Annotated in this window: 16 protein-coding genes; 11 read left to right on the top strand and 5 right to left on the bottom strand. The window is 66.4% G+C overall.

Annotation, left to right across the window (positions count from 1 at the left end):
- Positions 1–47 precede the first annotated feature (47 nt).
- Positions 48–1,043, top strand: coding sequence for an NAD-dependent epimerase/dehydratase family protein (locus tag VUG52_RS22080; RefSeq protein WP_050703884.1), 996 nt, complete (start codon positions 48–50; stop codon positions 1,041–1,043).
- Positions 1,044–1,130: 87 nt separating this feature from the next.
- Positions 1,131–1,955 (top strand): ATPase, encoded by an 825-nt coding sequence (locus VUG52_RS22075; protein WP_050703885.1) that lies wholly within the window; start codon positions 1,131–1,133, stop codon positions 1,953–1,955.
- Between the two features lie 65 nt (positions 1,956–2,020).
- Here the strand turns inward: VUG52_RS22075 and VUG52_RS22070 are convergent, their stop codons facing one another.
- Positions 2,021–3,070, bottom strand: coding sequence for an alkene reductase (locus tag VUG52_RS22070; RefSeq protein WP_262950107.1), 1,050 nt, complete (start codon positions 3,068–3,070; stop codon positions 2,021–2,023).
- A 24-nt stretch (positions 3,071–3,094) separates the two neighbouring features.
- A complete protein-coding gene (locus VUG52_RS22065) occupies positions 3,095–3,397 on the bottom strand; it encodes an ArsR/SmtB family transcription factor (RefSeq protein WP_023628827.1) in 303 nt (100 codons plus the stop codon).
- Positions 3,398–3,548: 151 nt separating this feature from the next.
- Here VUG52_RS22065 and VUG52_RS22060 point away from each other — a divergent pair, with 151 nt between their 5' ends.
- Positions 3,549–4,133 carry an acyl carrier protein phosphodiesterase gene (locus VUG52_RS22060; RefSeq protein WP_050703887.1) on the top strand — a complete coding sequence of 195 codons (585 nt, stop codon included), beginning with the start codon at positions 3,549–3,551 and terminating at the stop codon, positions 4,131–4,133.
- A gap of 133 nt (positions 4,134–4,266) precedes the next feature.
- Here VUG52_RS22060 and VUG52_RS22055 read toward each other — a convergent pair whose 3' ends face one another.
- Positions 4,267–5,049: a lysophospholipid acyltransferase family protein gene (locus VUG52_RS22055; RefSeq protein ID WP_262950110.1), complete on the bottom strand. Its 783-nt coding sequence runs from the start codon at positions 5,047–5,049 to the stop codon at positions 4,267–4,269.
- Complete coding sequence (gene olsB, locus VUG52_RS22050; protein ID WP_028689712.1) at positions 5,049–5,804, bottom strand: L-ornithine N(alpha)-acyltransferase; 756 nt, start codon at positions 5,802–5,804, stop codon at positions 5,049–5,051. Before olsB ends, VUG52_RS22055 begins: the two co-directional genes overlap by 1 nt.
- A gap of 133 nt (positions 5,805–5,937) precedes the next feature.
- Here olsB and VUG52_RS22045 point away from each other — a divergent pair, with 133 nt between their 5' ends.
- From VUG52_RS22045 to VUG52_RS22015, 7 genes are all read left to right on the top strand, one after another.
- Positions 5,938–6,825: an acyl-CoA dehydrogenase gene (locus VUG52_RS22045; protein ID WP_331832075.1), complete on the top strand. Its 888-nt coding sequence runs from the start codon at positions 5,938–5,940 to the stop codon at positions 6,823–6,825.
- A gap of 118 nt (positions 6,826–6,943) precedes the next feature.
- A complete protein-coding gene (locus tag VUG52_RS22040) occupies positions 6,944–8,020 on the top strand; it encodes a serine hydrolase domain-containing protein (protein WP_331832074.1) in 1,077 nt (358 codons plus the stop codon).
- Positions 8,017–8,313: an amidase gene (locus tag VUG52_RS22035; protein ID WP_262950115.1), complete on the top strand. Its 297-nt coding sequence runs from the start codon at positions 8,017–8,019 to the stop codon at positions 8,311–8,313. The genes VUG52_RS22040 and VUG52_RS22035 overlap by 4 nt, the downstream gene beginning before the upstream one ends.
- Positions 8,314–8,357: 44 nt before the next feature.
- On the top strand, positions 8,358–8,939 hold the full coding sequence (locus tag VUG52_RS22030) for a YceI family protein (RefSeq protein ID WP_050703892.1): 582 nt from the start codon (positions 8,358–8,360) through the stop codon (positions 8,937–8,939).
- 1 nt (position 8,940) lies between these two features.
- Complete coding sequence (locus VUG52_RS22025) at positions 8,941–10,098, top strand: phospholipase D-like domain-containing protein (RefSeq protein WP_050703893.1); 1,158 nt, start codon at positions 8,941–8,943, stop codon at positions 10,096–10,098.
- Between the two features lie 74 nt (positions 10,099–10,172).
- Positions 10,173–10,751 (top strand): DJ-1/PfpI family protein, encoded by a 579-nt coding sequence (locus VUG52_RS22020; RefSeq protein ID WP_028689706.1) that lies wholly within the window; start codon positions 10,173–10,175, stop codon positions 10,749–10,751.
- A gap of 249 nt (positions 10,752–11,000) precedes the next feature.
- Positions 11,001–11,591 carry a hypothetical protein gene (locus tag VUG52_RS22015; protein ID WP_050703894.1) on the top strand — a complete coding sequence of 197 codons (591 nt, stop codon included), beginning with the start codon at positions 11,001–11,003 and terminating at the stop codon, positions 11,589–11,591.
- A gap of 113 nt (positions 11,592–11,704) precedes the next feature.
- Here VUG52_RS22015 and VUG52_RS22010 read toward each other — a convergent pair whose 3' ends face one another.
- Positions 11,705–13,228: a fumarate hydratase gene (locus VUG52_RS22010; RefSeq protein ID WP_011532463.1), complete on the bottom strand. Its 1,524-nt coding sequence runs from the start codon at positions 13,226–13,228 to the stop codon at positions 11,705–11,707.
- 332 nt (positions 13,229–13,560) lie between these two features.
- Here VUG52_RS22010 and VUG52_RS22005 point away from each other — a divergent pair, with 332 nt between their 5' ends.
- Positions 13,561–14,481 carry an iron-sulfur-binding ferredoxin reductase gene (locus VUG52_RS22005; RefSeq protein ID WP_331832073.1) on the top strand — a complete coding sequence of 307 codons (921 nt, stop codon included), beginning with the start codon at positions 13,561–13,563 and terminating at the stop codon, positions 14,479–14,481.
- The last annotated feature ends 22 nt before the right edge of the window (positions 14,482–14,503 follow it).

Genomic DNA, 14,503 nt, shown 5'->3' with positions numbered 1-14,503 from the left:
ACATCGGGCGTCAGTTGCATCCGAAATCTGGCAAGGCGGAGTCTTACATGCGAATTCTGGTCACCGGCGCGAGCGGCTTCATTGGCGGGCGCTTCGCGCGTTTCGCCCTGGAGCAGGGCCTGGAGGTGCGCGTCAACGGCCGGCGGGCGGAGGGCGTGGAACACCTGGTCAAGCGCGGGGCGCAGTTCATCCCGGGCGACCTGGGCGACGCCGAATTGGCCCGGCGCCTGTGCCAGGGCGTGGATGCGGTGGTGCATTGCGCTGGCGCCGTGGGCACCTGGGGCCGCTACCAGGATTTCCACCAGGGCAATGTGGTGCTGACCGAAAACGTGGTCGAGGGCTGCATCAAGGAGCATGTGCGGCGCCTGGTGCACCTGTCGTCGCCGTCGATCTACTTCACTGGCCGTTCGCGCCTGGATATCCGCGAGGACCAGGTACCACGCCGCTTCCATGACCATTACGCGCTGACCAAGCACCTGGCCGAGCAGAAAGTGTTCGGCGCCCAGGAGTTCGGCCTGGAAGTGCTGGCGCTGCGCCCGCGCTTCGTCACCGGCGCCGGTGACGCGAGCATTTTCCCACGGCTGATGCGCATGCAGGCCAAGGGGCGCGTGGCGATCATCGGCAATGGCCTGAACAAGGTCGACTTCACCAGCGTGCACAACCTCAACGAGGCATTGCTCGGCGCATTGTTCGCCGAGGAGCAGGCGCTCGGCCAGGCCTACAACATCAGCAACGGCCAGCCCCTGCCACTGTGGGATGTGGTCAACTACGTGATGCGTCGCATGCAACTGCCGCAGGTAACCCGCTACCGCTCCCCCAGCCTGGCCTACGGCCTGGCGGCGCTCAACGAGGCGGCCTGCCTGCTCTGGCCCGGGCGCCCGCAGCCGACCCTGAGCCGCACGGCGGTACGGGTGATGAGCACCGATTTCACCCTCGATATCAGTCGCGCCCGGCAGTACCTGGACTATCGACCCAAGGCCGATGTGTGGTCCGCGCTGGATGAATTCTGTGCCTGGTGGCAGGCGCAGGCAGGGCAACGCTGAACCTGTGGGCGGGATGATGGTCATCAGTGCGCCGCCCAGGCGGTTTATACTCATGTCTCTTTGCTACCACCGCGGTTGAATGCACCCATGCGTAATGACGCCCACGATGATTTTGACGATGTGCCCACCCTGCGTGCCGGCACCCCCGATGACGATGAACTGCTGCCCGCCCATGTGGCCCGCAGTCGCCAGAAGGCGGTACGTCCGCGCAATAACGGCCCGCTGTGGGCCTTGCTCGGCGCCTCGTTCATCGCCCTGGGCGGGCTTGGCTGGTGGAGCTTCCAGCAGATCACCCTGATGGAGCAGCAACTGGTGGCGACCCAGGAGAGCTTTGCCCGCATCAGCGAAGAAGCGGCCGGGCGCCTGCAGGCGATCAGTGGCAAGGTCGATGCCAGCGAGTCCAGCAACAGCACCGGCAGCGAGGCGTTGAAGCTGCAGATTCGCCAGTTGCAGGCCTCGCTGGCGGAGCAGGGCAAGCAGCAGCAGGGCGTCGCCGGGCAGGCCGGGGACTTGGGCAAGCGTCTGGAGCAGGTGCTGGCCGACACCCGCGAACAGCAGAAGGCGGTGACCGAGTTGCAGGGCCAGTTGCAGGCGCAGCTCAAGGCGGTCAACGCGGAGCTTGCGGCGCTCAAGTCGGGCCAGGTGGATGGCGGCAAGCTGGATGGTCAGCTCAAGAGCCTGAGCAATGAAGTGGCGGCGCTGAAGAAACAGGGCAACCCGAGCGCGGCCATCGAGAGCCTGGAGCAGGATGTGCTGGTGCTCAAGAGCCAGGTGGACAACCGTCCGGCCACATCGGCCGGCGGTGCCTCGGTACAGGAGTTCGATGCCTTCCGCGGGCAGGTGACGCGCAATATCAGCACCCTGCAGAGCCAGATCCAGAACCTGCAGCAGCAGATCAACGCCCGGCCCTGAGTCCTTGGATGATCGCGGGGCAAGCCCGCTCTCACGACGACGGACCTGCCCTGCGTTCGTTTCACTCACATCCGTGGATAGTCGATGTAGCCCACGGGCCCCTTGGCATAGAAGGTTTCCGGACGCGGCGCATTGAGCGGAGCGTCGGCGGCCAGGCGCGCGGGCAGGTCGGGATTGGCGATGAACGGAATGCCGAAGGCCACCGCATCGGCCTTGCCGCTGGCCAGGGCCGTGTTGGCGCTGGTCTTGTCGAAGCGCTCGTTGACAATGTACGGGCCAGCGAACGCCGCCTTGATCAGCGGGCCAATGCTGTCGTCGGCCTCTTTCTCCCGTGAGCAGATAAAGGCGATGCCGCGCTTGCCCAGCTCCCGGGCCACGTAGGTGAAGGTCTCGGCACGGTCGGCGTCGCCCATGTCGTGGGCATCGGCCCGTGGTGCCAGGTGCACGCCTACTCGGCCCGGACCCCACACCTCGATGGCGGCGTCGGTGACCTCCAGCAGCAACCGCGCGCGGTTCTCCAACGAGCCGCCATAGCGATCGGTGCGCTGGTTGGTGCTGCTCTGCAGGAACTGGTCAAGCAGGTAGCCGTTGGCGCCGTGGATCTCCACGCCGTCGAAGCCGGCGGCCTTGGCGTTCTCGGCGCCGCTGCGGTAGGCCTCGACGATGTCGGCGATCTCTTCGGTTTCCAGGGCCCGTGGCGTCGGATAGTCGCTCAGTGGGCGCACCAGGCTGACATGGCCCTTGGGCTGGATCGCGCTGGGGGCCACCGGCAGCTCGCCGTTCAGGTACGACGGGTGGGAGATGCGTCCGACATGCCACAACTGCAGGAAGATCCGCCCGCCGGCGCCATGGATGGCCTTGGTCACGTTATGCCAGCCACGTACCTGCTGGTCGTTCCAGATCCCGGGGGTGTCCGGATAGCCGACGCCCATCGGCGTGACCGAGGTCGCCTCGCTGAGGATCAGGCCGGCGCTGGCGCGTTGCACGTAGTACTCGGCCATCAGCGCGTTGGGCACGCGGCCTTCGTCGGCGCGGCAGCGGGTCAGCGGGGCCATGATGATGCGGTTGGGCAGTTCCAGGTCGCCCAGGGTGATCGGATCGAACAGCGTAGTCATGTGCAAAGCCTCGCGTGGATCAGGTCAGAGCTCTTGGCTCATTTGCTCGAGGAACGCCTTGATGGTCGCCTCGTTGCGTTTGAAGAAATGCCACTGGCCTATCTTCTGGCTGCTGATCAGGCCAGCGCGTTGCAGGGTGGCCAGGTGGGCGGATACGGTCGACTGCGACAGGCCGCAGCGTTGGTCGATCTGCCCGGCACACACACCGTGCTCGGTGCTGTGGTGCTGCTCGGGAAACTGCGCGGCCGGATCTTTCAGCCAGTTGAGGATGTCTCGCCGGACCGGGTGGGCCAGGGCTTTTATGATTTCGTCGAGATCGAGGGGCATGGTTGGCTCGTGGTGTGCAGCGGTATATCGCGATGGGGCGAAATATAAATCGCTGCATCGCGATATACAAATATGAAAGGGTTCTGAGGCAAGCGTCATTGGCTATATCGGTTCATGACGATATGGGGGTGGGCGGTGCTAGACTGGCGCCATGAACTACCTCGCGCACCTTCACCTGGGCGGCCCCGCGCCGCAACAACTGCTTGGCAGCCTGTATGGCGACTTCGTCAAAGGCACGCTGGAGGGACGTTTTCCGCCGGCGCTGGAGGCTTCGATCCGGCTGCACCGGCACATCGACAGCTACACCGACAGCCACCCGCTGGTGCTGGCGGCGCTGGCGCGGTTCCCGCGCGAGAGGCGGCGTTTTGCCGGGATCGTACTGGATGTGTTCTTCGATCATTGCCTGGCCAGGCACTGGGGGGAGTACGCGGAGCAGCCGTTGACGCAGTTCACCGGCGACTTCTACAAGGTGCTGCTGGCCGAGCCGCAGCTGCCGGGCCGGCTGGCGCGGATCGCGCCGTTCATGGCGGCGGATGACTGGCTGGGCGCCTATGGCGACTTCGCCACCCTGGAGCAGGTGTTTGGCGGTATTGCCCGGCGCTTGTCGCGGCCCGAGGGGATGGATGGGGTGATGGGGGAGCTGGAGCGTCTGTATGAACCATTGCTGGCGGATTTTCGCGAGTTCTATCCGCAGTTGCAGGCATTTGCAGCAGCGCGAAGGGTGGCGGGCAGCTGATTCTCGCTAGCCTGTGCTGGCCTCTTCGCGGGTAAACCCGCTCCCACAGGTACAGCGCACTACCTGAAGTTGGCGGTGCCCCTGTGGGAGCGGGTTTACCCGCGAAGAGGCCGGCCCAGGTGATGTCAATGGTTCAGGCCGCCTTGGCCTGACGACGCGGCTCGACTTCTTCTATGCCGAACAATGCCTGGCGCACCGCCTGTTGCGCCTGGAACGCCAGCGCCGCGCGCTCCTGGCCTTCGCTGCCAATCGGCGGCAACAGGTGGATCACCACCTCGCCCCTATCTTGCGTGAACAGCCGCATCAGATGGGACACCAGGTCATCCTCGCCTATGAACGGCGCAATCGGATCGGGTTGGCCTGCGCGCAGATACTGGATCGCCACCGGCTGTAGCGGCGTGCCCTTGTCGATGGCACCGGCCAGCAGGCGGCCATGGAAGGTGCGCAGGGTGCGACCGTCGGTGGTGGTGCCCTCCGGGAAGATCAGCAGGGGACATTGCTCGCCCAGTTGATCGCTGATCTGCTGGCGCAGGCGCTGGGCATCGCCACCGCCACGGCGGATGAACAGGGTCCCGGCCTTCTCGGCCAGCCAGCCGGCCACCGGCCAGTGCCGCACCTCGGCCTTGGACAGGAACGACAGCGGCGTGAGCATGCCGAGCAGCGGGATGTCGGTCCACGAGACATGATTGCAGACCCAGAGCATTGGTCGTTGTGGCAGTTCACCCCTGACCTTTACCTCGAAGGGCAGGGCGGCAACCAGGCGGCCCATGAACAGGCATGTCCAGCGCTGGCGGCGTTCGATCGAGGCCTTCAGGCCCAGGCGTTCGCCAAGGGCGATGATGCTGGCCATTGCCAGCCCCAGCGCCAGTACCAGGAACAACCTCAGCAGGCGGGCACTGGCCCGCAGGCGCGGCATCAGACCGCCGCCTTGAAGTGACGGGCGTAGCGCGGGCAGAGGTCGTCGCGCTTGAGCAGGATGAACACGTCGGCGACCTGGAAATCTTCGTCCCAGCAAGGCTCGCCGCAGATCTTCGCGCCCAGGCGCATGTAGGCCTTGAGCAGTGGAGGCATCTCGGCAATGACATTGTTCGGCAGCGGCAGGCTCGGTAGTGGGTTCTTCGGTTCGGCGCGCAGGTGCTCGGTGCACAGGTAGCGTTCGCGCAGGCGTTGCATGATCGCGTGGGCCTGCACGCCGCCGTCCTGCATGGGGATGCTGGCGCAACCCATCAGGTAGCTGTAGCGGCCTTCGTTGAGCACTTCGGCCAGCTCGCTCCAGAGCACGGCGATGGTGCCGCCGTTGCGGTAGGCCGGGTCGACGCAGGTACGGCCCAGTTCGAGGATCGGGCCCTGCAGTTGCAACAGCCCGTGCAGGCTGAATTCTTCTTCACTGTAGAAGCGGCCCAGGCTGCTGGCGGCCTGGTGGTCGAGCAGGCGGGTGGTGGCAACCAGTTGGCCGGTGGCCAGGTCGCGCACGCCGATGTGGCGGCAGTGGATGTCGTAGTCGTCCATGTCCAGGCCGTGTTCGGCGCCCTTGAGCTTGGCCTTGAATTCGGCGCTGAACACCTTGAAACGCAGGGCCTGTGCTTCCTGCAGGGCCGCGGCGCCGACCAGGCGTTCGGCTTGCAGACGGCGTTCAGTGCTGTTGTCGCCAGAGCGAGCGATCCGAGTCATTGCGAGTCTCCATAAGCCAGCCAAAGGGTTGCGGCCGGTCGGCTTTGTTGTGCAAAGTCAGCCTAGGTACGCCCGGTGTCACCCCTGTGAATCTTTGGTGATGCTTGCGTGACACCCCTACAAGGAGCTTGCGATGGCCTGGTTGCAACGACTCAACGACCCCTTGCGCCACCCGCTGGCGGCGACCCTCGGGGAAACCTACGCGGCAGTGCTCGAGCGCCTGGGCGCTGTCGCGCCGTTCGAGCTGGCGGTACTGGGCGGGCGCGCCATGGCCACGCCGGGCCTGGCCTTCCTGCTCGGTTACCAGGCGGCGCTGCGCGTGCTCTGGCCCAGCGCGCCCGCCAGCCTGGGGGCGTTGTGCGCCACCGAGCGGCGCAGCGTGCGCCCGGCGGACATGCACACCCGCCTCGAGGGCTTGCGCCTGAGCGGCAGCAAGGACTTCGTCACTGCCGGGCTGGACGCTGAATGGCTGTTGGTGGCGGCGCGCCATGAAGGGCCGGGCGAGGCGCCGCGGTTGCAACTGGCGGTGGTCTATCCGGGGGAGCCCGGTGTCAGCCTCGAGGCCTTGCCGACCCTGCCGTTGATGCCCGAAGTCGGCCATGGCCGGCTGCTGCTCAAGGAGGCTGCGTGCGAGTTGCTTGCCGGCGATGGCTGGGACGCCTACGTCAAACCGTTCCGCTCCCTTGAAGACCTTTATGTGCTCGCCGCGCTGGTGGCCTGGCTGCACGGCGTAGCCCAGGAATGCGCCTGGCCGCAGGACTTGCGGCTGCGGTTGATCGGGCTGCTGGCCGGTTGTGCCGAGGGCAGCCGGCAATGCCCGGACAGCGTGGCCTGCCACTTGTTGCTGGGTGGCCTGTTTGCCCAGTTCCAGGGTTTGCGAGGGGAGATCGACCAGGCGTTGGCCGCCGGGCCGGAGCACTGGGCGCAATTGTGGCAGCGCGATCAGGGCCTGCTGGCGCTGGCCGGCGTGGCCCGTGATAAACGCCTGGCCAAGGCCTGGAGTGCCGCCGGACTGTCATGAAAGCCTGAGAGACTGGGGGCACCTTTGAACCTGGGCCGCTGTGCGCCCCATCGCGGGACCTGTGGGAGCGGGCTTGCCCCGCGATGGGCGCACAGCAGCCCTTTGCAGGTTGCTCCCCATGAAGGCACTATTGCTTGCCCTGGCCATGACCGCAGGCCCCGCCTGGGCCGAAGACTGGCCCTCGGCGCAGTGGCCAGTCGATAACGCCGTCATCGATTGGCAGGCCGTCGACACCTACGCCTTCGCGCCGCGCGCTGCCGAACGCGGAGGCATTCGCACCGACGCGCTGTTGATCATCCGCGATGGTCGCATTGTGCATGAGCGCTATACCGAACCAACCCGCGCCGACACACCGCACCTGACCTGGTCGGTGAGCAAGAGCGTGCTGGCCACGGTCATGGGCGTGGCCTACGGCGAGGGGCGCTTCAAGCTCGATGACCCGGCGGCCCGCTACTACCCGGCCCTGCAGCGATATCCCGGGTTGCGGCTGGCTGACCTGCTGCACTGGGCCAGCGGCCTGGCCTGGCAGGAAGACTACGAATACGCGCCCTTGAAGTCGTCGGTGGTGGCCATGCTCTATACCCGCGGCCGCGCCGACATGGCGGCCTACACGGCGGCAATGCCTGCCGTCAGTGCGCCCGGCACGCAATTCGCCTATTCCAGCGGCGACAGCAACCTGCTCGCCGCCAGCCTGCGCGGCATGCTCGACCCCGCGCGCTATGCCGACTACCCCTGGCAGGCCCTGTTCACTCCGCTGGGTATAGAAAGCGCGGTCTGGGAGCGGGATGGCGCGGGTACCTATGTCGGCTCTTCCTACCTCTATCTCGACGCCCGCGACCTGGCGCGCATCGGCCTGCTGATGCAGCGCGACGGTCGCTGGCGCGAGGGGCGATTGCTGCCGGCCGAGTGGGTGGCGTTCAACCGCACCCTGATCAGCGCCGCCCAGCCGGTGCCGGGCGAAGCCAACCCCGGTGGTCACTGGTGGCTCAACCAGCCGCTGCCCGGGCAGCCGGCGCCGTGGCCGGATGCGCCAACGGACACCTTCGCCGCGCTCGGCCATTGGGGCCAGGCGCTCTATGTGCTGCCCTCGCGCAAGCTGGTGATCGTGCGCTACGCCGATGACCGCGACGCCAGCTTCAGCCACAACGAACTGCTCAGGCGGGTGCTGGCCGCCGTGGCCGGGGAGGGCGCATGAAGCGGGTCGTGCTCGTGCTGTTGCTGGCCGGGTTGGTCTGGGCCTGGCATGAGCGCCAGGCGCTGGCGGACTTCCCGGGCATTCTCTCGGCCTATTCGGCGAAGGAGTACTGCTCGTGCCGCTTCGTCATGGGCTTCGCTGAAACCTACTGCCGAGGCTATGTGCAACAGTACCTGCCCCTGGGCCTGCTGGAGGAGGACGGCACCCGGCGCCTGGTCACCGCCGAGGGCCTGGGCCGGCGCAACCAGGCCGCCTGGCAGGGCGTGCGCGAGGGCTGCCGCTTGCTGCCGTGAAACCGTGCGGGTAAGGTTGACGGCCTTGATTTACAGGATTTCACATGTTCAAGCCGTCCCGTCTGCTGCCCGCCCTCCTGCTCGCCCTGTGCCTGCCCGCTCACGCCAACTGGCACCTGGACGGTGAATCCTCGCGCCTGTCCTTCGTCACCGGCAAGAACGGCAATATCGCCGAGGTCAACCGATTCCTGGTGCTGCACGGCAAGGTCGACCGCAAGGGCGCGGCCGAGGTGAGCATCGAGATGGACTCGATCAGCAGCGGTATCCCGCTGCGCGACGAGCGCATGCGCGACAACCTGTTCGCCTTCGAGCAGTTCCCCGAGGCCACGGTACAGGCGCAGATCGACCTGCGTCCGATCAACGACCTGGCCAACGGCGCGCAGCTGGAGCTGCGCCTGCCGGTCAGCGTCACCCTGCACGGCCAGACCCGCAGCTACAACACACTGCTGCTGGCCACGCGCCTGGACGAGCGACGTTTCCAGGTGGTGACCCTCGAGCCGCTGATCCTGCGCGCCTCGGACTTCGGCCTGCTGCCGGGCCTGGAAAACCTGCGCAAGCTGGCCGGGCTCAAGTCGATCAACCCCTCGGTGCCGGTGAGCGCGGTGCTGATCTTCACCGCCCGCTGACATGCCGGGGCCGGTCTTCCCCTGGCGGGATGGTAACCAGTTCGAACTGCTGATCGACGGCCCCGAGTTCTTTCCGCGCATGCTGCTGGCGATCGTGCGCGCCGAGTTCCAGGTCGACCTGGAGCTTTATCTGGTCGAGGGCGGCGCCTGCGCCGAGGCGGTGGTCGAGGCCCTGGAGCAGGCGGCGCGACGCGGCGTGCGGGTGCGCTGCCTGTTCGACGACTACGGTTCGCTGGCCTTCCCCGCGGCCCTGCGCGAGCGTCTGCTGGCGGCGGGTGTCTACCTGCGCTGGTACAACCGCCTGCGCTGGCGCCGGGGCCTGCGCAACCTCTATCGCGATCATCGCAAGCTGCTGCTGGTGGATGAACGGTTGGCGGTGGTCGGCGGCACCGGGGTGACCGATGAGTTCTGGATGCCGGGCGAGGAGGCCAGCGAATGGCACGAGGTGATGGTGCGCATGCACGGGCCGATCGTCACCGACTGGCAGCTGTTGTTCGATCGCCAGTGGCACGCCAACCAGCGCCGCACTGCCTGGCGTCCACCCGAGGGCTTCGGCCTGCCGCGTCTGCCCCAGGTCCCGGCCCAGGGCCAGGGCATGGGCCGGGTGGCCTACGCCGACGCCCGCCAGCACAAGGACATCCTGCATGCGCTGGTCCGCGCCCTGAACAGCGGCCAGCGCCGTATCTGGCTGGCCACGCCGTACTTCCTGCCGACCTTCAGCGTGCGCCGCTCGCTGCGCCGCGCCGCGCAGAAGGGCATCGATGTGCGCCTGCTGCTGACCGGGCCGCGCACCGACCACCCGGCGGTGCGCTATGCCGGGCACCGCTACTATCCGCGACTGCTGCGTGCCGGGGTGCGGATCTTCGAGTACCAGCCGTGCTTCCTGCACCTGAAGATGGTGCTGGTGGATGACTGGGTCAGCGTGGGGTCGTGCAACTTCGATCACTGGAACCTGCGCTTCAACCTCGAAGCCAACGTCGAGGCCCTCGACCCGCCGCTGACCGCTGCGGTGGCCGCCAGTTTCGAACGTGATTTCGCCCAGAGCCTGGAAGTCGATCTGGCGCGCTGGCATGCGCGGCCGTTGTGGCGGCGGGTGCAGCAGCGCCTGTGGGGCTGGCTCGACCGGGTGGTGGCCAACCTGTTGGATCGACGCGACTAGTCGCGTATATCGCGCTCGGGCAAAGCGGACTATCGTGCAGGGATTGTTCCCAGACAACCGAAGGAGTGGATGCGATGACGGCGAAGAAAATTCTCATGCTGGTGGGCGACTACGTCGAGGACTACGAGGTCATGGTGCCATTCCAGGCCCTGGCCATGGTCGGCCATACCGTCCATGCCGTCTGCCCGGAGAAGATTGCCGGGCAGACGGTGCGCACGGCGATCCACGATTTCGAGGGCGAGCAGACCTACAGCGAGAAGCCGGGGCACAACTTCGCCCTGAACTACGACTTCGTCCAGGTGCGCGCCGAAAGCTATGACGCGTTGCTGATCCCCGGTGGCCGCGCCCCGGAATACCTGCGCCTGAACGAGAGGGTGCTGGAACTGGTCAAGGCTTTCGACCAGGCTGGCAAGCCTATCGCGGCGGTGTGCCATGGGGCCCAGTTGCTGGCGGCGGCAGGCGTGCTCGAAGGGCGTGAGTGCAGCGCCTATCCCGCCTGTGCGCCCGAGGTGCGGCTGGCGGGCGGGCGGTTCATCGATATCGCGGTGGACCAGGCTCATGTGGATGGCAACTTGGTTACCGCGCCGGCCTGGCCTGCGCATCCGGCTTGGCTGGCGGCGTTCCTGAAAGTGCTGGGCACCCGGATCTCCTGACTGATACGCTGAACTGTAGGAGCGGCCTCGTGCCGCGAATGGGCCGCAATGCGGCCCCAGGATTTCAGCATTCATGCAAGATCGCCGGGGCCGCGTTGCGGCCCATTCGCGGCGCGAGGCCGCTCCTACAGGGATCGAGCATTGGTAGCGGTCATGGAGAAATACCTGTCGCGCAGGGGAAAGGCCGTGGGGCAGGGGGGATGCTAGGGTGGGTCTCAGTCATGCCCATCGACAGGACGACCGCCCCGCATGGAAATACGTCTGCTCCATGGCGCCGCCATCGCGCCTTACATCGATGACCTCGCACATCTGCGTCTGACGCTGTTTCGCGAGTTTCCCTATCTCCTGGACAGCTCCCTGAGCCACCAGGCCGATTACCTGTCCAGCTACGCCGAGTCCGGACGCAGCCTGGTAGTGCTGGCGCTGGACGGCAGCCAGGTGGTGGGCGCCGCCACCGGCCTGCCGCTGGTGGATGTCGATCCCGAGCTGCAGCAACCGTTCCTCGCCCAGGGGCGTGATCCGGCCTCGGTCTACTACTTCGGCGAGTCGGTGCTGCTGCCGGCTTACCGTGGACAGGGACTCGGCGTGCGCTTTTTCATCGAGCGCGAGTCCTATGCGCACAAGCTGGCCGAGTTCGATTGCTGTGCGTTCTGTGCGGTGGAGCGTCCCTCCGGACACCCACGTCGTCCGGCGGACTACAAGCCATTGCAGGGCTTCTGGCGCAATCGCGGTTTTCTGCACGAGCCGTCGCTGCGTACCGCCTACCGTTGGCGGGACCTCGACGAGCAGGCGCAGTCGGCGAAGATCATGTCGTTCTGGCTCAAGGCGCTGCCTGTCTAGAAATCTAGGGCTTTGAAACGACGACGGCCCCATCGCGGGTCAAGCCCGCTCCCAGACTTCAGCGTGGGAGCGGGCTTGCCCCGCGATGGGGCCGTCGCAGCTACAGCGGAGGCTTACTTCACTTCCACTGCCAGGCTCTCGGCGATCTTGCTTTGCCACAGCGCGGGACCGGTGATGTGCACCGACTCGCCCTTGCTGTCCACCGCGACGGTGACCGGCATGTCCTTCACTTCGAACTCGTAGATCGCTTCCATGCCCAGCTCGGCGAAGGCCAGGACCTTCGACTTGCGGATGGCCTGGGCTACCAGGTAGGCGGCGCCGCCGACGGCCATCAGGTACACGGCCTTGTTGTCCTTGATCGCCTCGATGGCGGTCGGGCCGCGTTCGGACTTGCCGATCATGCCCAGCAGACCGGTCTGCTCGAGGATCTGGCGGGTGAACTTGTCCATGCGGGTTGCGGTGGTCGGACCGGCCGGGCCCACCACTTCGTCACCGACCGGGTCGACCGGGCCGACGTAGTAGATGAAGCGGCCCTTGAGGTCGACCGGCAGTTCTTCGCCACGATTGAGCATCTCGACCATGCGCTTGTGCGCGGCGTCGCGGCCGGTGAGCATCTTGCCGTTGAGCAGGATGGTCTCGCCCGGCTTCCAGCTGGCGACTTCTTCAGGGGTGATGTCGTCGAGGTTGACGCGACGGGCGCTCGGGCCGGCTTCCCAGACGATTTCCGGGTAGGCGTCCAGCGATGGCGCTTCCAGCTCGGCCGGGCCGGAACCGTCCAGCACGAAGTGGGCGTGGCGGGTGGCGGCGCAGTTGGGGATCATGCACACCGGCAGCGAGGCGGCGTGGGTCGGGTAGTCCATGATCTTGACGTCGAGCACGGTGGTCAGGCCGCCCAGGCCCTGGGCGCCGATACCCAGCTGGTTGACCTTGTCGAACAGCTCCAGGCGGATTTCCTCGAGGCGGTTCTGCGGGCCACGGGCCTTCAGCTCATGGATGTCGATGGATTCCATCAACACTTCCTTGGCCATCACCGCGGCTTTCTCGGCGGTGCCGCCGATGCCGATGCCGAGCATGCCAGGCGGGCACCAGCCGGCGCCCATGGTCGGGACGGTCTTCAGCACCCAGTCGACGATCGAGTCGGACGGGTTGAGCATGGCCATCTTCGACTTGTTCTCCGAGCCGCCGCCCTTGGCCGCGACATCGACCTCGACCTTGTCGCCGGGGACGATGGAGTAGTGGATGACGGCCGGGGTGTTGTCCTTGGTGTTCTTGCGGGCACCGGCCGGGTCGGCCAGGATCGAGGCGCGCAGGACGTTCTCGGGCAGGTTGTAGGCGCGGCGCACACCTTCGTTGATCATGTCGTCGACGCTCAGGGTGGCGCCGTCCCAGCGTACGTCCATGCCGACGCGGATGAACACGGTGACGATACCGGTGTCCTGGCAGATCGGGCGGTGGCCGGTGGCGCACATGCGCGAGTTGATCAGGATCTGGGCGATCGAGTCACGCGCGGCTGGCGACTCTTCACGCAGGTAGGCTTCGTGCATCGCCTGGATGAAGTCGACGGGGTGGTAGTACGAGATGAATTGCAGGGCGTCGGCGACGCTCTGAATCAGGTCGTCTTGCTTGATCACGGTCATGCAGCGCGCTCCTCTTAAAGACGGGAACATTCGAAAAGGCATTCCGACAGTGCACACCTGTATGTCAGGAACGCCTGGCAAGGCGCCGGCTGGTCGGGCCGGCACAAAAAGGCGCGGCAGTATACCGTGCCGGGCCTTTGGAAACACCTGCACGTGGTCTGGACCAAGGTCGGCAGGGGAAGGGCATCCTTTTTGCTGCAAAGCCTTCGCCGTTTTCACGGCGCAAGGCCATTCCTGCATGAGATCGCGTACCCTTGTAGGAGCGGCCTTGTGCCGCGAAAGGGGTGCGAAGCGCCCCCGGAGTCCACAATGCGTGCGGAGAAAAATCGAGGATGCCCGAACTTTGCGTGGGCGAACGCCAATGGACAGTGCCAGGCGGCAGCAACCTACTGGATGCCCTCAACGAGGCAGGCCTTAGTGTGCCCTACAGCTGCCGCGCCGGGAGCTGCCACGCCTGCCTGGTGCGTTGCCTGGACGGTATCCCTCTCGACGCGAAACCCGAGGTGCTGGCGGCGGACAAGCGCGAGCAGGGCTGGCGCCTGGCTTGCCAGTGCTCGGTCGCCAGTGACTTGCGGGTGGCGCTGTTCGACCCCCGAAGCGATGGCCTGCCGGCCACGGTGATCGGCCTGGACTGGTTCGCCGATGTGCTGCGCCTGAGGCTGCGAACGGAGCGGCCATTGCGCTACCAGGCCGGGCAGCACCTGGTATTGTGGAGCGGCGGCGTTGCGCGGCCCTATTCGCTGGCGAGCCTGCCGGGCGAGGACGACTTCCTCGAATTTCACCTGGATTGCCACCGTCCCGGCGCGTTCTGCGACCAGGCAAGGCAGCTTCGCCTGGGGGATGTGCTAAGGCTCGGCGAACTGCGAGGCGGTGCGCTGCACTACGACCCGGACTGGCAGGCGCGGCCGCTCTGGCTGCTGGCGGCGGGCACCGGGCTGGCGCCGTTGTGGGGCATCCTGCGCGAGGCGTTGCGACAGGGGCATCAGGGGGAAATCTGGGTGCTGCACGTGGCACACACCGCTGAGGGGCACTATCTGGCGCAGTCGTTACAGGCGCTGGACGGAGTGACGGTCGAATGGGTGTTGGCGGCGCAGCTGGATGAAGCGCTGGCTGGATTGAAGCTGATGTCGCGTCAGACCATGGCGCTGGTGTGCGGGTCGCCCGGGAGCGTGGAGCGCTTTGCCCGACGGCTGTTCATTGCCGGGGTGCCACGTAATCAGATATTTGCGGACGTATTTACCGAGCATGTTTGAGGGCTGAAAAGCATCGCGGGGC

It is taken from the genome of Pseudomonas sp. LH21, assembly GCF_036549575.1.
GTDB classification, from domain to species: domain Bacteria; phylum Pseudomonadota; class Gammaproteobacteria; order Pseudomonadales; family Pseudomonadaceae; genus Aquipseudomonas; species Aquipseudomonas peradeniyensis.
The sequence above is the reverse complement of the archived record's forward strand: the minus strand, read 5'-3'. Positions and strand labels throughout refer to the sequence as shown.

Bases quoted from the DNA above. Each gene is read 5' to 3' on its own strand.
- VUG52_RS22035 (WP_262950115.1), top strand. From the start codon at position 8,017: ATGAAGCGGGTCGTGCTCGTGCTGTTGCTGGCCGGGTTGGTCTGGGCC.
- VUG52_RS22020 (WP_028689706.1), top strand. From the start codon at position 10,173: ATGACGGCGAAGAAAATTCTCATGCTGGTGGGCGACTACGTCGAGGAC.
- VUG52_RS22065 (WP_023628827.1), bottom strand. From the start codon at position 3,397: ATGCCCCTCGATCTCGACGAAATCATAAAAGCCCTGGCCCACCCGGTC.
- VUG52_RS22045 (WP_331832075.1), top strand. From the start codon at position 5,938: ATGGCCTGGTTGCAACGACTCAACGACCCCTTGCGCCACCCGCTGGCG.
- VUG52_RS22010 (WP_011532463.1), bottom strand. From the start codon at position 13,228: ATGACCGTGATCAAGCAAGACGACCTGATTCAGAGCGTCGCCGACGCC.
- VUG52_RS22025 (WP_050703893.1), top strand. From the start codon at position 8,941: ATGCCGGGGCCGGTCTTCCCCTGGCGGGATGGTAACCAGTTCGAACTG.
- VUG52_RS22040 (WP_331832074.1), top strand. From the start codon at position 6,944: ATGAAGGCACTATTGCTTGCCCTGGCCATGACCGCAGGCCCCGCCTGG.
- VUG52_RS22030 (WP_050703892.1), top strand. From the start codon at position 8,358: ATGTTCAAGCCGTCCCGTCTGCTGCCCGCCCTCCTGCTCGCCCTGTGC.
- VUG52_RS22080 (WP_050703884.1), top strand. From the start codon at position 48: ATGCGAATTCTGGTCACCGGCGCGAGCGGCTTCATTGGCGGGCGCTTC.
- olsB (WP_028689712.1), bottom strand. From the start codon at position 5,804: ATGACTCGGATCGCTCGCTCTGGCGACAACAGCACTGAACGCCGTCTG.
- VUG52_RS22060 (WP_050703887.1), top strand. From the start codon at position 3,549: ATGAACTACCTCGCGCACCTTCACCTGGGCGGCCCCGCGCCGCAACAA.
- VUG52_RS22055 (WP_262950110.1), bottom strand. From the start codon at position 5,049: ATGCCGCGCCTGCGGGCCAGTGCCCGCCTGCTGAGGTTGTTCCTGGTA.
- VUG52_RS22015 (WP_050703894.1), top strand. From the start codon at position 11,001: ATGGAAATACGTCTGCTCCATGGCGCCGCCATCGCGCCTTACATCGAT.
- VUG52_RS22075 (WP_050703885.1), top strand. From the start codon at position 1,131: ATGCGTAATGACGCCCACGATGATTTTGACGATGTGCCCACCCTGCGT.
- VUG52_RS22005 (WP_331832073.1), top strand. From the start codon at position 13,561: ATGCCCGAACTTTGCGTGGGCGAACGCCAATGGACAGTGCCAGGCGGC.
- VUG52_RS22070 (WP_262950107.1), bottom strand. From the start codon at position 3,070: ATGACTACGCTGTTCGATCCGATCACCCTGGGCGACCTGGAACTGCCC.